Origin of the sequence: Pseudomonas sp. NPDC047961, assembly GCF_050272435.1 — a bacterium.
GTDB lineage: Bacteria > Pseudomonadota > Gammaproteobacteria > Pseudomonadales > Pseudomonadaceae > Stutzerimonas.
Map to the genome: position 1 here is coordinate 939,266 of NZ_JBNNMD010000002.1, position 18,484 is coordinate 957,749.

Annotated in this window: 15 protein-coding genes; 5 read left to right on the top strand and 10 right to left on the bottom strand. The window is 61.1% G+C overall.

Features of this window, described 5'->3' with window-relative positions:
• Positions 1 to 16 precede the first annotated feature (16 nt).
• Positions 17 to 955: a phospholipase BipL gene (bipL, locus tag ACQKIK_RS10525; RefSeq protein WP_499135853.1), complete on the bottom strand. Its 939-nt coding sequence runs from the start codon at positions 953 to 955 to the stop codon at positions 17 to 19.
• 86 nt (positions 956 to 1,041) lie between these two features.
• On the opposite strand from bipL, the gene ACQKIK_RS10530 reads away from it, so the two are divergent.
• Positions 1,042 to 1,659: a DUF6436 domain-containing protein gene (locus tag ACQKIK_RS10530; protein WP_499135854.1), complete on the top strand. Its 618-nt coding sequence runs from the start codon at positions 1,042 to 1,044 to the stop codon at positions 1,657 to 1,659.
• 16 nt (positions 1,660 to 1,675) lie between these two features.
• On the opposite strand, the gene ACQKIK_RS10535 is transcribed toward ACQKIK_RS10530, so the two are convergent.
• The 8 genes from ACQKIK_RS10535 to ACQKIK_RS10570 form a co-directional block, all read right to left on the bottom strand.
• The gene (locus ACQKIK_RS10535) at positions 1,676 to 2,578 is read right to left on the bottom strand and encodes an ABC transporter permease subunit (protein ID WP_499135856.1); all 903 of its coding nucleotides are present in this window, start codon (positions 2,576 to 2,578) and stop codon (positions 1,676 to 1,678) included.
• A complete protein-coding gene (locus ACQKIK_RS10540) occupies positions 2,575 to 3,471 on the bottom strand; it encodes an ABC transporter permease subunit (RefSeq protein ID WP_045423220.1) in 897 nt (298 codons plus the stop codon). Before ACQKIK_RS10540 ends, ACQKIK_RS10535 begins: the two co-directional genes overlap by 4 nt.
• Complete coding sequence (gene potA, locus ACQKIK_RS10545) at positions 3,468 to 4,619, bottom strand: polyamine ABC transporter ATP-binding protein (RefSeq protein WP_045423218.1); 1,152 nt, start codon at positions 4,617 to 4,619, stop codon at positions 3,468 to 3,470. The genes ACQKIK_RS10540 and potA overlap by 4 nt, the downstream gene beginning before the upstream one ends.
• Positions 4,620 to 4,723: 104 nt before the next feature.
• The gene (locus tag ACQKIK_RS10550; RefSeq protein ID WP_127840491.1) at positions 4,724 to 5,809 is read right to left on the bottom strand and encodes a polyamine ABC transporter substrate-binding protein; all 1,086 of its coding nucleotides are present in this window, start codon (positions 5,807 to 5,809) and stop codon (positions 4,724 to 4,726) included.
• 227 nt (positions 5,810 to 6,036) lie between these two features.
• Complete coding sequence (locus tag ACQKIK_RS10555; RefSeq protein WP_045423213.1) at positions 6,037 to 7,134, bottom strand: polyamine ABC transporter substrate-binding protein; 1,098 nt, start codon at positions 7,132 to 7,134, stop codon at positions 6,037 to 6,039.
• Positions 7,135 to 7,387: 253 nt separating this feature from the next.
• Positions 7,388 to 8,746 (bottom strand): aspartate aminotransferase family protein, encoded by a 1,359-nt coding sequence (locus ACQKIK_RS10560; protein ID WP_499135858.1) that lies wholly within the window; start codon positions 8,744 to 8,746, stop codon positions 7,388 to 7,390.
• A 70-nt stretch (positions 8,747 to 8,816) separates the two neighbouring features.
• The gene (locus ACQKIK_RS10565) at positions 8,817 to 10,175 is read right to left on the bottom strand and encodes a glutamine synthetase family protein (RefSeq protein WP_045423208.1); all 1,359 of its coding nucleotides are present in this window, start codon (positions 10,173 to 10,175) and stop codon (positions 8,817 to 8,819) included.
• 45 nt (positions 10,176 to 10,220) lie between these two features.
• On the bottom strand, positions 10,221 to 10,967 hold the full coding sequence (locus tag ACQKIK_RS10570) for a gamma-glutamyl-gamma-aminobutyrate hydrolase family protein (protein WP_045423206.1): 747 nt from the start codon (positions 10,965 to 10,967) through the stop codon (positions 10,221 to 10,223).
• Positions 10,968 to 11,218: 251 nt separating this feature from the next.
• On the opposite strand from ACQKIK_RS10570, the gene ACQKIK_RS10575 reads away from it, so the two are divergent.
• Positions 11,219 to 12,595 (top strand): glutamine synthetase family protein, encoded by a 1,377-nt coding sequence (locus ACQKIK_RS10575; RefSeq protein WP_045423203.1) that lies wholly within the window; start codon positions 11,219 to 11,221, stop codon positions 12,593 to 12,595.
• A 128-nt stretch (positions 12,596 to 12,723) separates the two neighbouring features.
• Here the strand turns inward: ACQKIK_RS10575 and ACQKIK_RS10580 are convergent, their stop codons facing one another.
• Entirely contained in the window at positions 12,724 to 15,321 is a 2,598-nt protein-coding gene (locus ACQKIK_RS10580) for an HWE histidine kinase domain-containing protein (RefSeq protein WP_499135860.1), read from the bottom strand.
• 231 nt (positions 15,322 to 15,552) lie between these two features.
• On the opposite strand from ACQKIK_RS10580, the gene ACQKIK_RS10585 reads away from it, so the two are divergent.
• The 3 genes from ACQKIK_RS10585 (at position 15,553) to aguA (ending at position 18,465) form a co-directional block, all read left to right on the top strand.
• Positions 15,553 to 16,203, top strand: coding sequence for a TetR/AcrR family transcriptional regulator (locus ACQKIK_RS10585; protein ID WP_499135861.1), 651 nt, complete (start codon positions 15,553 to 15,555; stop codon positions 16,201 to 16,203).
• A gap of 134 nt (positions 16,204 to 16,337) precedes the next feature.
• The gene (aguB, locus tag ACQKIK_RS10590; protein WP_499135862.1) at positions 16,338 to 17,216 is read left to right on the top strand and encodes an N-carbamoylputrescine amidase; all 879 of its coding nucleotides are present in this window, start codon (positions 16,338 to 16,340) and stop codon (positions 17,214 to 17,216) included.
• Between the two features lie 133 nt (positions 17,217 to 17,349).
• Entirely contained in the window at positions 17,350 to 18,465 is a 1,116-nt protein-coding gene (gene aguA / locus ACQKIK_RS10595; protein WP_045423196.1) for an agmatine deiminase, read from the top strand.
• Positions 18,466 to 18,484 lie beyond the last annotated feature (19 nt).

An 18,484-nucleotide genomic window follows, 5' to 3' on the forward strand; every position in this document is an offset into this window, starting at 1 on the left:
CAGCCAGCGCCCCAATCTACTTCAAGCGTTCACTGAGAAACCCGAAGTATTCCCGGCGCAAGGCTTCCTGCTCGTTGACTAGGTGATGCCGCGCCGAGGGCAGCCGAAGAATTTCCGGAGCGGCGAATTTGTCTTGCAGGACCGGCAGGTTGTGTTGCCAGTCGACCGTCATATCGGCCTCCCCCTGAACGATCAGCGGACTGTGTGGACTGGCGGGCGCGCCTTCGATACGCTGAATCCAGCGTGACAGCGCGCCCACCCAGGCAGTCGGCAAGATATCCGGCTGCAGCGGATCGCTGGACTGGATGAACTGGAGAAACGCCGGATCGCCCGAGTTTTCACTGAAGCGCCGCGGGATCTGTTTGACGAAGCGCCGCATCACCTCATAGCTGAAGCGTGACCATCCCCAGGCCCGCGGTCGCACCAAGGGCGCCAGCAGAATGCTCTGCCCCAGCGCAGGGTGGACCTGCTGGCACAGCAGGTAATCCAGCACGATGGCCGCGCCCGTGCTCTGGCCCAGCAGATGCCAGGGTTGCGGCATCTCCATCGCAGCAGCTTCGTGCAACAGGCCCTGCAGCACCGCCTGGTATTCCTCGAATTCGTTGATACTGGCGCGTGGCCCGCTGGACAGTCCATGCCCCGGCAGGTCGCAGGCGAGCACGGCGAAGCCCATGCGCAACCCCCAATCCACCACGTGTCGGTACAGGCCCATGTGGTCGTAGTAGCCGTGCAGCACCAGCAACGTCGCCACCGGCTGTTCGGGATACCAGGCCTGAGCCACCACCTCATAGCCGTGCACCTGAAAGCGCCCCAGGTGCCGCTGGATACCGCCCTGGTGAGGCAGATCCAGCCCGTAATAGGCCTGATAGAAACGTGCATCGGCGGTCAGCTCGGCTGCATGGCGAAGCGGGCTTAATTGCGCGCGGAGAGCGTCGGGATCGATTCGCGAAGGCATGAACGGTTTTCTTGCTAGGGGTAAGCGGGATATTCAGCTCTGCAGCGCGACGTGGCAAGCTGGCGCATCCATCCAAGAGCTCCGTCATGTCCGTACGCAACAAGTATCTGATCGCGGCACTCGTTGCCCTGCTCTGGGGTGGCGCCATGCTGGCCGCCTTCTGGTGGTTCGAGGCACGCTACCTGCGACCCTTCGAGACCGAGCGGGCCGAGCTGTTCTCGGGCGACCAGCTGGCATTGCCCGAGTCGCTGAGCGGTGCCGGGCCGGTTCGAGTGGTGCACTTCTGGGATCCAGCCTGTCCCTGCAACGCTGGCAATCAGCAACACCTGGCCGAGCTGCTGCAACGCTTCGGTGGCCGGGGCGTCAGCTTTTACGCGCTGCAAAAGCCGGGTAGCCAGGGCCGTTTGCCGGACCAGTTGGCCGGTCTGCAGGCGCTCGCTGATGTGCCGGGAGCCAGCAGCCTACCTGCCAGTCCGGCAGTGGGGATCTGGGATGCCAGTGGACGGCTGATCTACATCGGCCCCTACAGCGAAGGGGCCGTGTGCAGCTCCGACAACAGCTTTATCGAGCCCATCCTCGAGGCGGTGCTGGCTGGCCGTCCGGTCAAGGCGACGCACTCGCTCGCGGTGGGTTGTTTCTGCGACTGGGTGCCTTCGCCGAGCGCTGAATCCTCAGCAGACCAGCGGTCAGCAGCTAATCGCTGACCGCTAGCAGCGGCGGTCAGCTGTGCGCCGAGGGTGGCGTCATTACCTTGCGACTGTCGATCACCTGACGCCAGGTCGGGTTGGCATTGCTGTCATCCATCGCCTGGCGCATCGCACGTATACGACGCTTCTCGGCGCGACGGCCGACGTACCAGGCAATGAAGGTCGCCAGCGACACCACCAGCAGGATCAAGCTGGCAACTGCGTTGATCTCAGGCTTCACACCGAGGCGCACCGCCGAGAAAATCTCCATTGGCAGCGTCGTTGCGCCTGGACCGGAGACGAAGCTGGCCAAAACCAGATCATCCAGCGACAGGGCGAACGAGAGCATGCCACCGGCCGCCAGTGACGGCGCGATCATCGGCATGGTGATCAGGAAAAACACCTTCCAAGGCCGTGCCCCGAGGTCCATCGCTGCTTCCTCGATGGACTGGTCAAGTTCGCGCAACCTAGCCATCACGACCACGGCGACATAGGCCGAGCAGAAGGTGGTATGGGCGATCCAGATAGTGACGATGCCGCGCTGGGCGGGCCAGCCGATCAGCTGCGCCATGGCCACGAACAAGAGCAGCAACGACAGACCGGTGATCACTTCCGGCATCACCAGCGGCGCCGTGACCAGACCGCCAAACACGGCGCGCCCACGAAAGTTGGGTATACGCGTCAGCACGAAGGCGGCCATGGTTCCCAGCGCAACCGCAGCAATGGCAGTGTAAAAGGCAATTTCCAGCGACCGCATGACCGCGCCCATCAGCTGGCTATTGTCCAGCAGCCCGGCGTACCACTTCAGCGACCAGCCGCCCCACACCGTGACCAGCCGGGACGCGTTGAACGAGTAGATGACCAGCAGCACCATCGGCAGGTAGATGAACAGCAGCCCGAGCACCAGGATCAGGTTGGAAAAGCTGTAACGCTTCATAGCTTGCCCTCCAGTTCCTTGGTTTGGTTGCGGTTGAACAGAATGATCGGTACCAACAGGATCGCCAACATCACCACCGCCAATGCAGACGCTACCGGCCAGTCGCGGTTATTGAAGAACTCCTGCCACAGCACCTTGCCGATCATCAGCGTCTCCGGCCCGCCGAGCAGTTCGGGAATCACGAATTCGCCCACCACCGGAATGAATACCAGCATGCAGCCGGCGATGATGCCGTTCTTGGACAGCGGCACGGTGATCTTCCAGAAGCTGGTCAGATTGCGCGCACCGAGGTCAGAGGCAGCCTCCAGCAAGCTGAGGTCATGCTTCACCAGGTTGGCGTAGAGCGGCAGGATCATGAATGGCAGGTAGGAATACACCACGCCGATATAGACGGCGAGATCGGTGTTCAAGATGCGCAGCGGCTCGTCGATCAGGCCCAGTCCCTGCAGCAGGCCATTGAGAATGCCGTTGCTGCTGAGAATGCCCATCCAGGCGTAGACGCGGATCAGAATGGCCGTCCAAGTCGGCATCATGATCAGCAACAGCAGCACGGTCTGCAGGTCCTTGCGTGCTCGAGCGATGGCGTAGGCCATTGGATAGCCCACCAGCAGGCAGATCAGCGTGCTGAAAAAGGCAATGCGCAGCGAGCCGGCGTAGGCCGCCCAGTACAGATCGTCCTCGCTGAGGAAGATGTAGTTGCCGAGGTTGATGATGATCTGCAGCTGCTGCTCGGCGTAAGCAAAAACCTCCGTGTACGGGGGAATCGCTACATCGGCTTCGGCAAAACTGATCTTCAGCACGATCACGAACGGCAACAGAAAGAACAGCGCCAGCCATACGAAGGGTACGCCGATGACCAGTCGACGCCCCGGGTTCAGACGCGAGCGGCTCATGCCTGCAACACCACGCCGCTGTCGTCCCACCAGTAGACAAACACCTCCTCCTCCCAGGTCGGCAGCTTCACGTGTCGTTCGGCGTTGGCCATGAATGCCTGCAGGATGCCGCCGGATGGCATCTGGATGTAATAGACCGAATGACCGCCCAGGTAGGCGATGTCATAGACCACACCCTTAGACCAGTTATAGCCAGGCCGTTGCAGCTCAGGGAGTTCGGTGCCGATCAGCAGCTTTTCGGGGCGAATTGCATAAGTGATCTGCTTGTCCTGGGCGCGAGTGCTGATGCCGTGACCGACGTAGATCGGGTTTTCCAGGCCAGGGCAGGCGATAACAGCATGGTCTTCCATGTCCTCGACCAACTCGCCGTCGAAGAGGTTGACGTTGCCGATGAACTCGCAGACCAAGCGGCTCGCCGGGGTCTCGTAGATGTCCATCGGGCTGCCGACCTGAGCGATCCAGCCGAGGTGCATGATGGCGATGCGCTCGGCCATGGTCATGGCCTCTTCCTGGTCGTGGGTGACCATCACGCAGGTTACGCCGACGCGCTCGATGATCTGCACCAGCTCCAGCTGCATCTGCGAGCGCAGTTTCTTGTCCAGCGCGCCCATCGGTTCATCCAGCAGCAACAGCTTGGGTCGCTTGGCCAGGGATCGGGCCAAGGCAACACGCTGACGCTGGCCACCAGAGAGCTGATGCGGCTTGCGCTTGGCGTACTGGCTCATCTGTACCAGATTGAGCATTTCATCGACGCGCGTCTTTACCTCATCTTTCGACAGGCCATCCTGCTTCAGGCCGAAGGCGATGTTCTGCTCGACACTCATGTGCGGGAACAATGCGTAGGACTGGAACATCATGTTGATGGGCCGCTCGTAGGGCGGCATATCGGTGATGTCCTGGCCGTCGAGGAAGATCCGTCCTTCAGTGGGCCGCTCGAAGCCTGCCAGCATGCGCAGCAAAGTGGACTTGCCCGAGCCCGATCCTCCAAGCAGGGCAAAGATTTCGCCTTGGTGAATGCTCAACGAGACATCATCGACCGCCACCGTTTCGTCGAACTTCTTGGTGACGCGGTCGATCTTCAGCAGCACCTGCTTGTTCTGGCTCTCACCGGTGAGGGCCTTTTTGTAGGCGCTGGAGGCAACGGCCATGCGCAAACTCCCGATTGGAATAATGGACCCGGACGGCGCCGGGAAATGACACGCTGTAAGGCAAGACGGAAGACCAGCAATGGCTCCCGCCTTGCCCGGTGTTGCTATTGGCCGGACTTCACCTTGGTCCAGGTGCGGGTCATCAGGCGGTTGATCTTCTGCGGCAGCTCTGCGGAGACGTACAGGCGATCCAGCACAGCTTGCGGCGGATAGACCGACGGATCGTTACGCACCTCCTGGTCCATCAGTTCACCCGCCTTGATGTTGGGATTGGCATAGCCAACATAATCACTGACCGATGCGATCACCTGGGGGTCGAGCAGGTAATTGATGAAGGCATGGGCTTCGTCGACATTCTGTGCGTCGGCCGGAATGGCCAGCATGTCGAACCAGAGATTGCCGCCTTCTTTGGGAATGGCGTAGGCAATGTCGATGCCTTTACCGGCTTCGTCGGCGCGCGCGGCCGCCTGGAAAATGTCCCCTGAGAACCCGGCGGCGATGCAGATGTTGCCGTTGGCCAAGTCCGATATGTATTTGGATGAATGGAAATAACGGACGTACGGGCGAATTTCGAGCAACTTCGCCTCAGCTTTCGCGTAGTCGTCCGGATCGGTGCTGTTGGGATCCAGGCCCAGGTAGTTGAGCATCGCCGGGATCATCTCATCAGGCGAGTCGAGCAAGGCAATGCCGCAGCCGGCAAGCTTCTTGGCGTTCTCCGGCTCGAACAGAACGGCCCACGAATCTACCTTCTCGATACCCAGCGCAGCGGTGACCTTTTCAACGTTGTACCCGATGCCATTGGTGCCCCAGAGATAGGGCGCGGCGTAGGCATTGCCCGGATCGTTCTTCTCGAGCTGCTTGAGCAGTGCGGGATCCAGGTGTTCCCAGTTGGGCAGCTTTCCCTTGTCCAGTTTCTGGAAAGCGCCAGCGCGAATCTGTTTGCCGAGGAAATGGTTGGAAGGCACCACCACGTCATAGCCGGTACGACCAGCGAGCAGTTTGCCTTCGAGGGTTTCGTTTGAATCGAAGACGTCATAGACCGGCTTGATACCGGTCTTCTCTTCGAATTCTTCCAGCGTTGTTTCGCCGATGTAATCGGACCAGTTGTAGATATGCACCGTGGCAGCCTGAGCGGATGCAGCACCGCTGACCGCAGCGGCTATAAGAAGCGACTTCAATGTCGAGCGCATGAGAGTGTCCTCTTAGTGCAGACCGCGCGATCAGTGGCGAAAGGCGGGCTATTTATTGGAAAAACCTCTAAAAATCAACTGGCGCGTTGTAAATGGCGAGACGGTCAGGCTCAAAGGGTGCGCTACAGCCAGACCGCAAGCCAGAATTGCAAATCTGAACTGGCCCTTTCGAGGCCCTGATGAGTGCCTCGCGCAGACTTGCAAGCAGGCCTGGCGAGGCGGCTGGATCAACGACCGGATTTGATCTTGGTCCAGCTGCGGGTCATGGTGCGCTGGGTCTTCGGATCAAGGTCCGGGAAGGTGTAGAGCTTTTGCAGCACGGCCTGGCTCGGGTAAACGCCCGGGTCGGTACGAATCGCTTCATCCACCAGCGGCGTGGCCGCCGCGTTGCCGTTGGGGAACTGCACATAGTTGGTGATGGAGGCCATCACCTCAGGCTTCATCAGGTAATTAAGGAAGACATGGGCGTTGTCGACATTGTTCGCATCAGCCGGGATCGCCAGCATGTCGAAGAAGGTGCCTGCGCCTTCCTTGGGAATGTTGTAGTTGACCTTGACCGTATTGCCGGCTTCTTCGGCACGCGCCTTGGCCTGGTAGATGTCACCGGAGTAGCCGATGGCGACGCAAACGTTGCCGTTGGCCAAGTCCGAGATGTACTTCGAGGAATGGAAATAGGCCACGTTCGGACGGATCTGCATGAACAGCTCTTCCGCCTTCTTCAGCTCGTCCTTGTTGGTGGTGTCAGGCTTGTAGCCCAGGTAATGCAGCGCAGCGGGAAGGATTTCGGTGGGTGAATCGAGAAACGAGACGCCGCAGGATTTCAGCTTTTCCATGTTTTCCGGCTTGAACACCAGGTCCCAGGAATCAACCGGTGCGTCTTCGCCCAACGCGGCCTTGACCTTCTCCGGGTTGTAGCCGATGCCGATGGTGCCCCACATGTAAGGCACTGCGTACTGGTTGCCTGGATCGCTCGGCTGCAGCGCCTTGAGCAGGTCCTTGTCGAGGTTTTCCCAGTTCGGCAGCTTGCTCTTGTCGAGCTTCTGGAACACACCCGCCTTGATCTGCTTGGCCAGGAAGGGGTTGGACGGTACGACTACGTCATAGCCGGAGCTGCCCGCCAGCAGCTTGGCCTCCAGGACTTCGTTGCTGTCGAACACGTCGTAGACGACCTTGATCCCGGTTTCCTTGGTGAAGTTCTCCAAGGTGTCTTCGGCGATATAGTCGGACCAGTTATAGACGTGCAGCACCTTGTCTTCGGCCTGCGCAGCGCCGGCAACCGCGCCAGCCAGCGTCATCGCAAGTAGGGTCTTGGCAAAGGGTTTCATCCGTGCAGCTCCTGTTGTAGTCATATGTTGGGCTGTGGACAGGTCACACAGGGCGGCGGCGACGCCTACCCCGTTGTGCCTGGTGCAGCTAATGGCTATGCCGGCATCGACACACCCTCGGTAAGTCAGGCCAAAGCACGCGCGCAGTCTGGCAAGGTCAATGGCTGTTTTTCAACCGCTTGCATGCGCTTCGCTTGCATACTTTTCCAGTCGATCCTTGGTGCCGGTAGCATCCTGCCGGCGCCCTGCACGCTCAACCCCGCGCATCTTTCAGCGTTGCGTCCAGGCACAGCCGGACCTTGCCGATCAGCTCGTCAATCTGCTCTTCGTTGATCACCAGCGGTGGCGAAATGATCATGGTGTCACCGACTGCGCGCATCACCAGGCCGTTGCGGAAGCAATGCTCCCGACAGAGCATGCCCACGCCAGGGTCAGCGAAGCGCTCACGGGTCTTCTTGTTTTTCACCAGCTCCAGCGCGCCAAGCATGCCGACACCACGGGCCTCACCAACCAGCGGGTGCTCAACCAATTCATGCCAGCGAGACTGCAAATAAGGTGCCGTCTTGTTCTTGACCCGCTCGACGATCTTCTCCTCGCGCAGAATACGGATGTTCTCCAGCGCTACCGCAGCCGCTACCGGGTGTCCCGAATAGGTGAAGCCGTGATAGAACTCGCCCCCTTCGTTGAGGGTGTGCACCACTTCGTCGCGCACCACCACGCCGCCCATGGGCAGATAGCCGGATGTCAGGCCCTTGGCGATTGGCATCAGGTCCGGCGCATTGCCGTAGTAGTCGCTGCCGAACCACTCGCCGGTTCGCCCGAAGCCACAGATGACTTCGTCGGCAATGAACAGGATGTCGTAGCGGGCGAGGATCTCGCGGATTTTTGGCCAGTAGCTGTCCGGCGGAATGATCACCCCGCCGGCGCCCTGGATCGGTTCGGCGATAAAGGCGGCCACCTTGTCTTCGCCAACTTCGAGGATCTTCTGTTCCAGTTGCTCAGCCATGCGAACGCCGAATTCTTCCGGATCGAGGTCGCCGCCTTCGCCAAACCAGTAGGGCTGATCGATATGCTCGATGCCAGGGATCGGACCATCGCCCTGCTCGTGCATGGCCTTCATGCCGCCGAGGCTGGCGCCAGCAATGGTTGAGCCGTGGTAGCCGTTCCAGCGGCCGATCACCACCTTCTTCTGCGGCTGCCCCTTGATCGCCCAATAGTGGCGCACCATGCGCAGCACGGTGTCGTTAGCTTCCGAGCCGGAGCCGGTGAAGAACACATGGTTCATGCCTTCCGGCGCGATCTCGGAGATGGCTTTGGCCAAGGCCAGCGCCGGCGGGTGGGCAGTCTGGAAAAAGAGGTTGTAGTACGGCAGCTCACGCATCTGCCGAGTGGCCGCTTCGACCAATTCTTCGCGGCCGTAGCCGAGGTTGACGCACCAGAGCCCGGCCATGGCATCGAGGATCTTGTGGCCTTCGCTGTCCCAGAGGTAGACGCCCTCACCCCGCGTAATGATGCGCGTGCCCTTGGCATTGAGCGCTTTGAAGTCGGTGAACGGCGGAAGGTGATGGTCGCGGCTCAGGGCTTGCCATTGCAGGGTTTGCGAATCGCTCATCAATCACCTCTTGATATTGGTTGCTTGGTCCGGTGGATGAACAGAGCGTCATCCACCCTACGGCTGTTCGTTACACCGAGAGCATCAGGAATTCCCGCTCCCAGGAACTGATGACGCGGTGGTAGTTTTCCTGCTCGGCGCGCTTGACCGCGATGTAGCCGGTGATGAACTTGGGGCTCAGGTACTTCTCCAGCGGTCGGCAGTTCTCCATTCGTTCCAGTGCCGCTTCCAGCGTCAGCGGCAGGCGCAGATTGCGGCGCTCATAGCCGCGACCCTTGACGGGCTGGCTTGGCGGTAGCTCCTCGACCATGCCGATGTAGCCGCACAGCAGGCTGGCGGCGATGGCCAGATAAGGGTTGGCATCGGCGCCCGGCAGGCGGTTCTCGACGCGACGGTTCTGCGGATCGGAATCCGGCACTCGCAGGCCGACGGTACGGTTCTCCTCGCCCCATTCGACGTTGACCGGTGCCGAGGTGTCGGGCAGGAAGCGGCGGAACGAATTGACGTTCGGCGCGAACAGCGGCAGCAGTTCGGGAATGTATTTCTGCAGGCCGCCGACGTGGTACAGGAACAGCTGGCTCATGGTGCCGTCGCTGTTGGAAAAGATGTTGCGCCCGGTTTCGAGGTCCACGACGCTCTGGTGCAGGTGCATCGCACTGCCCGGCTCGCCCGTCATGGGCTTGGCCATGAAGGTGGCGGCGACGTTGTGCTTGAGCGCGGCCTCGCGCATGGTGCGTTTGAACACCAGAATCTGATCGGCCAGGTGCAGCGCCTCGCCATGACGGAAGTTGATTTCCATCTGTGCGGTGCCTTCCTCGTGGATCAGGGTATCCAGATCCAGCCCCTGGGCCTCGCACCAGTCGTACATGTCCTCGAACAGCGGGTCGAACTCGTTGGCCGCGTCGATGGAGAACGACTGCCGGCCCGTCTCCTGCCGGCCCGAGCGGCCGATCGGCGGCTGGAACGGCAGGTCCGGGTCTTCGCAGCGCTTGGTCAGGTAGAACTCCATCTCCGGTGCGACGATGGGCTGCCAGCCTTTATCGGCGTACATCTTCAGCACACGCTTCAAGATATTGCGCGGCGAGATTTCGATGGGGTTGCCCATCTTGTCGTAGGTGTCGTGGATCACCTGTGCGGTGGGCTCGATGGCCCAGGGCACCAGGAAAACCGCGTCCGGGTCGGGCCGGCAGAACATGTCGATATCGGCGGGATCGAGCAGCTCGTAATAGATATCGTCCTCTACATAATCGCCAGTCACGGTCTGCAGCAATACGCTTTCCGGCAGGCGCATGCCTTTTTCGTCGAGGAACTTGTTGGTGGGTGAGATCTTGCCGCGGGCGATGCCCGTTAGGTCGCTGATCAGGCACTCCACCTCGGTGATCTTGCGTTCTTTCAGCCAGCCGGTGAGCTGGTCGAGCTTGCTGGACATATCGACCTCAGAAATAAATGAAACGAGCGCCGGGCCGGCCCGCGCTCAGCGCCGTCCTGCGCGTTCCTGGCAGGCGCGGGCAAAGCCCTCGAACAACGCCAGGTAATAAGGATGCTCATGCACCTTCCATTCCGGATGCCACTGCACGCCGAGGGCAAAGCTTCGCGCACCCTCGACGGAAAACGCCTCGATCAACCCATCGGGTGCCAGCGCCTCGATGCGCAAGCCCTCGCCGAGCCGCTCGACGCCCTGCCCGTGCACCGAATTGACATCAATCTGCGCGGGTAACCCGAGGCGCTGCAGCAATCCGCCCGGTTGGACGTGCAACGGATGACTTAGACCGTACTGCACCTCGACTGGATCCTCGGCGCGCTCACGGTGATCGGCATAAGGCCCGGCCTCGTGAACCTTCTGGTGCAGGCTGCCGCCAAAAGCGACGTTCATTTCCTGAAACCCGCGGCAGACGCCGAATACTGGAACACCCGCATCCACCGCCGCACGAATAAGCGGCAGCGTCAGTTGATCACGTGATGGGTCATGGGCGGTGCCCTCGGTGCTGGCCGGGCCGCCATAATGGTGCGGTTCGACGTTGGACGGTGAGCCGGTAAAGAGCAGGCCGTCTACGCTATCCAGTAATGCAGCTGGGTCGATCAGATCGCCGAGTGCCGGGATGACCAGCGGCATGCCGGCTACAGCCGCCGCGCGCAGGTACTTGTCGCCGGCGATATGGAAACTGTGGTGGCCGATCTGCCTGGTACAGGCGGAAACGCCGATCAATGGCACGCGAGGCATGGGATACTCGTCTTTCCAGATGGGGCTCTTCGGAGAGTAGTCTTGTTCGTTTTTATAGACAATAGCCGAGGGGTACCGCTTCGCAAAGCCATGTCAGCGTTTCGGGATCGTTCTCCGGACTGCCCCGAAAACGCCCACTGTGGGCCTCGAAGAGGCATTTCGGGGCACTATTGACAGCAGCAGGGCTTTTCGATTGACTCCAAGACAAGCTGTTTGATGATTGAAATTTTTAACAATTAAGGTGCTTCATCATGCTTCCGCCGCCGCGTGCCGTTCAGCTCAACGAAGCGAACGCATTTCTAAAGGAACACCCGGAGGTCCAGTACGTCGACCTGCTGATCGCAGACATGAACGGTGTCGTCCGGGGCAAGCGCATCGAGCGCGCCAGCCTGCACAAAGTGTATGAAAAAGGCATCAACCTGCCGGCCTCGCTGTTCGCCCTCGACATCAATGGCATCACCGTGGAGAGCTCCGGCCTCGGAATGGACATTGGTGACTCCGACAGGACCTGTTTCCCCATTCCCAACACGCTCAGCAACGAGCCTTGGCAGAAACGCCCCACCGCCCAGCTGTTGATGACCATGCACGAGCGTGACGGCTCGCCATTCTTCGCCGATCCACGAGAAGTGCTGCGTCAGGTAGTGAGCAAGTTCGATGAACTGGGCCTGACCATCTGCGCCGCGTTCGAGCTGGAGTTCTACCTGATAGACCAGGAAAACGTGAACGGTCGCCCGCAACCGCCGCGCTCGCCTATCTCAGGCAAACGCCCCCACTCCACCCAGGTCTACCTGATCGACGATCTGGACGAGTATGTCGACTGTCTGCAGGACGTGCTCGAAGGCGCCAAGGAACAGGGCATTCCAGCCGATGCCATCGTCAAGGAAAGCGCCCCGGCGCAGTTCGAGGTCAACCTTCATCACGTCGCCGACCCGATCAAGGCTTGCGACTACGCCGTGTTGCTCAAGCGGTTGATCAAAAACATCGCTTACGACCATGAAATGGATACGACCTTCATGGCCAAGCCCTACCCGGGCCAGGCCGGCAACGGGCTACACGTGCATATCTCGCTGCTGGACAAGAACGGCAACAATATTTTCGCCACCAGCAATCCGCTGGAAAGCGAAACGCTGCGCCACGCCATCGGCGGCATTCAGCAGACCATGGCCGCCTCGATGGCTTTCCTCTGCCCCAACGTGAACTCCTATCGCCGCTTCGGTGCCCAGTTCTACGTGCCGAACGCACCTTGCTGGGGCCTGGACAACCGCACTGTGGCGCTGCGCGTCCCGACCGACAGCCCCGATGCCGTACGCATCGAACACCGGGTTGCCGGCGCCGACGCCAACCCCTATCTACTACTGGCCAGCGTGCTTGCCGGCATTCACCACGGTCTGACCAACAAAATCGCGCCGGACGAGCCGATCGAGGGCAATTCCTACGAGCAGGTCGAGCCGAGCCTTCCCTCCAACCTGCGCGATGCCCTGCGCGAGCTGGATGACAGCGAGATCATGGCGCGCTACATCAGCCCGCAGTACACCGACATTTTCGTGGCCTGCAAGGAAAGCGAGCTGGAAGAATTCGAACACTCGATCTCAGACCTGGAATACAACTGGTACCTGCACACCGTCTGATACCACGCCCCGCACCATCGCGTGCGGGGCTCTCAGCCGCCCAAGGAAGCGCTGCTGTGATCGGGTAACCCCGCTGCCATCTACACCGCCATCAGTAAAAAATCTAACCGGCCCAACCTAACGCAAGGTCACGCGCCACGATTTTCGGTCAACGGAGATCGCTCACGGGGACGCCCGAGTCCTGGCAGTTGCCCGATGGCGTAGCCTAAGGCGCTGAGGTTGTAGGGTTTGGTCACGACCGGAACCTGATCGAAGCGCTCCGGGATTGCGGTACGGGCGCCATAACCGGTGGCGAACAGGAAAGGGTGCTGCTCGGCTTCAAGCTCGGCGGCAATACCCAGGCTGGTTTCCCCGGCCAGATTGACGTCCAGCACTACCAGATCGAACGGATCGAGCCGCAAAGCGCGCCGCGCATCGACCAGCGAGCCGGCGATTTCCACCTGGACGCCGGCGTCTTCGAGCATGGTCTGCGCGTCGAGGGCAATCATCATGCTGTCTTCGACCAGCAACAACCTGAGACCGGCGATGGGGCTTGCCGGGCGTGCCTTGACCAGGTCCGTCTGAGGTTGCTCGGTGCCCAGCGATACATGCTGAGGTGGAATGCGGAATCTGGCGAACAGCCCTTCCGGTCGGAACTCCACCCGCGCGTCCCCCTGCAGTTCGAAGGGAACGGTGCGCTCGGTGACGATGCTCCCGAAGCCGCGTCGAGTCGGTGGCTTCACCTCTGGCCCGCCGCTTTCATTCCACTCCAGCTCCAGCCCCCGGCCCTCCACAAGCTGCCAACTTACAGTCAGCTGGCCCTCGGGCACGCTCAGCGCGCCGTACTTTGCGGCGTTGGTCATCAGCTCGTGAAGCACCAGTGCCAGGGTTTGATAGCCCCGCACATCCAGCGCTACCGCGCGACCGGCTAAGTGGATGCGCTCGTCCAGTTCGTCGCGGCCGTTCCAAGCTCGGGCTTCGGATTCGAGCAACGCACGCAGTTGCGTCGAGGCGCCAGCAGGTGCGTTGATCTGATCGTGCGCGCTGGCGAGTGCCTGGATGCGTCGCTCTACCTCTTGGGTGAATTCCTCCACCGAGGTCGCCTGTTGAGCACTCTGACGCGTGGTAGCGAGTACCAGGCTGAGAACGTTCTTGACCCGATGATTGAGTTCGGCAATCAGCAGAGACTGGCTGTCTTGCGCCTGTTGACGTTCCGAAGCGATCAATTCAGTGCGACGAAGAATGACTTCCAGCAAGGCCACCCGAAGGGTTTCGGCGACTCGCAGCTCACTGGCGGTCCAAGGGCGCGCATGGCCTCGCACGGTCTCCCGCCAGGCCTCGAAACTGCTGCGCGGATTGAGCGTTCCGCGAACAGGATCCCGCTGCACGGCTTTGTCAGGGTTGCCGCCCCAGGTGACGGTCTGGATAACTTCGCGGCGGAAGAACAACAGGTAATCCTGCGCGACCCGCGAAATGGGGATGGCGAGCACACCACTGGCGAGATCAGCGAAGCTGGCGGCGGGCGCGAAGTGCTCCGCGAGCGATGAGGTTGCGTAGATGCGATCCACAGGCTTCCGCCCGAGAAAGGCGATCAGTTCCCCAACCGCTTCGTCCGGTGGCAGTACGCCCTCGCCGTTGAGGCGACCGTTCGACCAGACCGCCACGCCATCGCACGCAATCATGCTGTGCAGCATGCCCGCGTAGCGGTTCAGGTCTTCGAATACGGTATCGCGAGGGGACATCGCCTCCAATAGCTGATCGTGCGCATGCTGCGCGTCGGTCACCCGCTGCTGCTCCTGCTGTTGCTCGCGCACATCGATCTGCAGCGAAAGCATCTGGCCGAACAGCTCGGCTGCCGAGCAGAGGGCGCCGCTCAGGTAGTGCGGCTCACTGTGATGGCAGGCGATCAGCCCCCACAGTTGGTCCCCGCGCATCAGGCTGACCGTGAGCGTGGCGCGCACATTCATATTGCGCAGGTACTGAACATGCACAGGCGACACGCTGCGCAGCGCCGCCAATCCCAGGTCCAAGGGTAGTCCTTCCGGACTGCGGCCCGGCAGAACCGGCACCGGTTGATAGTTGACGTCCGGGATCAGCCTGAGTGGCTGACGCCGATACAGTTCGCGCGCCTGTGCAGGAATATCGGTCGCCGGATAGCGAAGTCCCAGATAGGAATCGCTGCCGTACCGCACCGCCTCGGCCACCACCTCACCCGACTCGTCTGGCAGAAAACGATAGATCATCACCCGGTCGTAACCGGTAACGGCGCGCACTTGCTGCGCCGCGAGCGTCAACAGCCGCTGCACAGTGGGCGCCCGACGCAACCGACCGGCCAGCCCTCGCAATAGCGTCACGCCGTTTGCGCCTGCCCCCATCACGCTCGGCGCTGCTTCGATCACGGCCAGGCCGTCGACCATATGCACCGTCATGTCGTAGCGATGCGCGCTGTCATCAAGCGCGAGGCAGTCCAGACGCTCTGCGGAGCCAGACAGCATCGCCGTCTGCAATTGATTGCGCACGGAGTGAACTGTTTCGATCGGAAAGACGGAATCAAGCGGCCGGCCCAACAGCGACTGCGGGTCGACGTCGGCTAAAAAGCTCGAGGTGTTCGCCGAAACGTGCGCGATGGTCCAATCCGGCAGGGTGCAGCCTAGTAGCAGGCCGTGTGGTTGGATGGTCCCCGGAATGTGGATGGGCTCCTGGGCACAATCAACCGGGGCGACGGACAGATGGAACTCGGTCGTCAATGCGAAACTTCTCCTGCAGCTGCTGAGGGCCAGGCCCAACAGAGACCCGTTCAGGAAGCTGAGACATGCATCGGCAGCATTCGCTCAAAAAAACCGCCCGACGTAGCAACAGGCCGTCGGACCGAGATCGCTCGAGGCTAGCTCATTGAAGGAACAGCCCCCGCATCGGGCCAGACGACGAAGCGAAACTGACGATTGCTTCATACCGCGTCATGGCTTCCAATGCCGTCCATGACCAAGCCCGATGATCAAAAGGCTGTCCCCGGACGGCGACCACGCGCCAGCAGCCAGGCACGCATCGCCCAGATTCTCGCCGCCGCACGCGAGCTGCTGGCCGGACAGGGCGTGGCCGGCCTTTCCATCTACAGCGTGGCGGAACACGCCAGAATCCCGCCTTCCTCCGTCTATCACTTTTTCGCCAGCGTGCCGGCGCTGCTCAATGCCTTGACCGCTGATGTGCATGCCGCCTTCCGGGCAAGCCTCGCCGAGCCGGTGGATCACGACCGCCTGGGCTGTTGGCGCGACCTGTCCCGGCTTGTCGAACAGCGCATGCTGGCCATCTATCAGCACGACGCAGCCGCCCGGCAGCTGATTCTCGCGCAGCACGGGCTAAGCGAAGTGACCCAAGCCGACCACCAGCACGACATCGAACTCGCTGGGTTGATGCAGGTCCTTTTTGAAAGGCATTTCGAACTCCCGACATTGCCCGGAGATGTCGATGTGTTTGCCTTGGCACTGGAACTGGGAGACCGGGTCTACGCGCGATCGGTGCATCTGCACGGCAGCATCACGCCGCGCATGGCAGAAGAAGGCATGCGGGTATTCGATGCCTACCTGGCACTCTATCTGCCGCCCTATCTGCCAAAGCGCACCCAGATCTAGCCGATAGATATCGGTTTTTATTCAAGCATCCTGGGCATAAGCTGACCGAATGCGCTTTCAATCCAGATAATTATCGAATAGATTTCGCATCGCCCCACAGGGCCGCCCTTACGCCAGCATCCGCGAGGTTTTCCATGTCCCGTATCGTTTCTGTCGCCGCCACCCAGATGGCCTGTTCCTGGGATCGCGAAGCGAACATCGCCAACGCTGAGAAGCTGGTCCGCGAGGCAGCCGCCAAGGGCGCACAAGTCATCCTGATTCAGGAGCTCTTCGAGACTCCGTATTTCTGCCAGAAGCCGAACCCGGAATATCTGCAACTGGCCACTTCGGTGGAAGACAACCCGGCCGTACAGCATTTCCAGAAAGTAGCCGCTGAATTGCAGGTGGTGCTGCCGGTGAGTTTCTTCGAGCTGTCGGGGCGGGCGCGCTTCAACTCGATCGCCATCATCGATGCTGACGGCAAGGTGCTCGGCGTCTACCGCAAGAGCCACATTCCGGACGGCCCCGGCTACCACGAGAAGTACTACTTCAACCCGGGCGACACCGGTTTCAAAGTTTGGAACACCCGCTACGCCAAGATCGGCGTGGCCATCTGCTGGGACCAGTGGTTCCCCGAAACTGCGCGCAGCATGGCGCTGATGGGTGCCGAACTGCTGTTCTACCCAACAGCTATCGGCAGCGAGCCACACGATTCGACCATCACCTCGCGCGACCACTGGCAGCGCGTACAACAGGGCCACGCCGGTGCCAACCTGATGCCGCTGATTGCCAGCAACCGCATCGGCCGCGAAGAGCAGGACGGCTACGACATCACCTTCTATGGTTCCTCGTTCATTGCCGATCAGTTCGGCGCGAAGGTCGAAGAAATGGACGAGACCAGCGAAGGCGTGCTGGTGCATGAGTTCGACCTCGATCAGCTCGAACACATTCGCAGCGCCTGGGGCGTGTTCCGTGATCGCCGTCCGAATCTGTACAGCCCGATCAAGACGCTGGACGGTTCGCTGGAGTCCTGACCCGCCTTTTATCGGCAATCGACTCAGCCGCACTCCTTTTGTTGCGGCTGAATCGTGCTTCACGTGGTCAGATGTCCGCTAACTGATAAAAGCCGAACGCATCGCAGATTGTTGTCCTTTCACAGGTAAAACGATGACCACCCTGACCACCACCCCGCGTGCCGACGATTACCACATGCCTGCCGAATGGGCGCCGCACAGCCAGACCTGGATGGTATGGCCGCAGCGGCCCGACAATTGGCGCGAACAGGCCACACCGGCGCAGGCCGCGTTCACTGCTGTGGCCAAGGCCATCGCACGATTCGAGCCCGTGACCGTCGGCGTCACCGCCGCGCACTACCAGACCGCCCGTGCGCAACTGAACGATCCGCGAATTCGCGTGGTGGAAATCAGCAGCGATGACGCCTGGGTACGCGATACCGGCCCGACCTTTGTAATCAATGGCAAGGGCGGCCTGCGTGGCGTGGATTGGACGTTCAACGCCTGGGGCGGCCTCGAAGGCGGTCTGTATGGCGAGTGGCAGCGTGACGACGAAGTGGCGCAGAAGATCCTCGAGATCGAGCGCTGCGGCCGTTACCGCACGGAGGGCTTCGTGCTGGAAGGCGGCTCGATCCATGTCGACGGTGAAGGCACCCTGATCACTACCGAGGAATGCCTGCTCAACCGCAATCGCAATCCGCACCTGTCACGCGAAGAAATCGAGCGGGTACTGTCCGACTACCTGGCGATCGACAAGGTCATCTGGCTGCCGCACGGCCTGTTCAACGATGAAACCGACGGACACGTGGATAACTTTTGCTGTTTCGTCCGCCCAGGCGAAGTGCTACTGGCCTGGACGGACGACCGCGACAACCCCAACTACGAACGCTGCCAAGCCGCGATGCAGGTGCTGGAGGCGGCGACGGACGCCTGGGACCGTCAGCTGATCGTGCACAAGATGCCGATACCGGGGCCCCTGCATGCCACCGACGAGGAGTGTGCCGGTGTGGTCCCGCTGGTTGGCAGCCAGCCGCGCGACCCATCGATTCGCCTGGCCGGCAGCTATGTGAACTTCCTGATCGTCAACGGCGGCATCATCGCGCCCTCGTTCGACGATCCGCTCGACGCCGAAGCCGAAGCTATCCTCAGCCGGCTATTTCCGCAGCATCAGGTGGTCATGGTGCCGGGTCGCGAAATCCTGCTTGGCGGTGGCAACATCCACTGCATCACTCAACAACAGCCCGCTGCATCGAGCCGCGCCTCGGCGTAGCGATTACGGCAGGAGTCGC

Excerpts from the sequence above, each read along its gene's own strand:
- bipL (WP_499135853.1), bottom strand. The coding sequence starts at position 955 with ATGCCTTCGCGAATCGATCCCGACGCTCTCCGCGCGCAATTAAGCCCG.
- ACQKIK_RS10530 (WP_499135854.1), top strand. The coding sequence starts at position 1,042 with ATGTCCGTACGCAACAAGTATCTGATCGCGGCACTCGTTGCCCTGCTC.
- ACQKIK_RS10535 (WP_499135856.1), bottom strand. The coding sequence starts at position 2,578 with ATGAAGCGTTACAGCTTTTCCAACCTGATCCTGGTGCTCGGGCTGCTG.
- ACQKIK_RS10540 (WP_045423220.1), bottom strand. The coding sequence starts at position 3,471 with ATGAGCCGCTCGCGTCTGAACCCGGGGCGTCGACTGGTCATCGGCGTA.
- potA (WP_045423218.1), bottom strand. The coding sequence starts at position 4,619 with ATGGCCGTTGCCTCCAGCGCCTACAAAAAGGCCCTCACCGGTGAGAGC.
- ACQKIK_RS10550 (WP_127840491.1), bottom strand. The coding sequence starts at position 5,809 with ATGCGCTCGACATTGAAGTCGCTTCTTATAGCCGCTGCGGTCAGCGGT.
- ACQKIK_RS10555 (WP_045423213.1), bottom strand. The coding sequence starts at position 7,134 with ATGAAACCCTTTGCCAAGACCCTACTTGCGATGACGCTGGCTGGCGCG.
- ACQKIK_RS10560 (WP_499135858.1), bottom strand. The coding sequence starts at position 8,746 with ATGAGCGATTCGCAAACCCTGCAATGGCAAGCCCTGAGCCGCGACCAT.
- ACQKIK_RS10565 (WP_045423208.1), bottom strand. The coding sequence starts at position 10,175 with ATGTCCAGCAAGCTCGACCAGCTCACCGGCTGGCTGAAAGAACGCAAG.
- ACQKIK_RS10570 (WP_045423206.1), bottom strand. The coding sequence starts at position 10,967 with ATGCCTCGCGTGCCATTGATCGGCGTTTCCGCCTGTACCAGGCAGATC.
- ACQKIK_RS10575 (WP_045423203.1), top strand. The coding sequence starts at position 11,219 with ATGCTTCCGCCGCCGCGTGCCGTTCAGCTCAACGAAGCGAACGCATTT.
- ACQKIK_RS10585 (WP_499135861.1), top strand. The coding sequence starts at position 15,553 with ATGACCAAGCCCGATGATCAAAAGGCTGTCCCCGGACGGCGACCACGC.
- aguB (WP_499135862.1), top strand. The coding sequence starts at position 16,338 with ATGTCCCGTATCGTTTCTGTCGCCGCCACCCAGATGGCCTGTTCCTGG.
- aguA (WP_045423196.1), top strand. The coding sequence starts at position 17,350 with ATGACCACCCTGACCACCACCCCGCGTGCCGACGATTACCACATGCCT.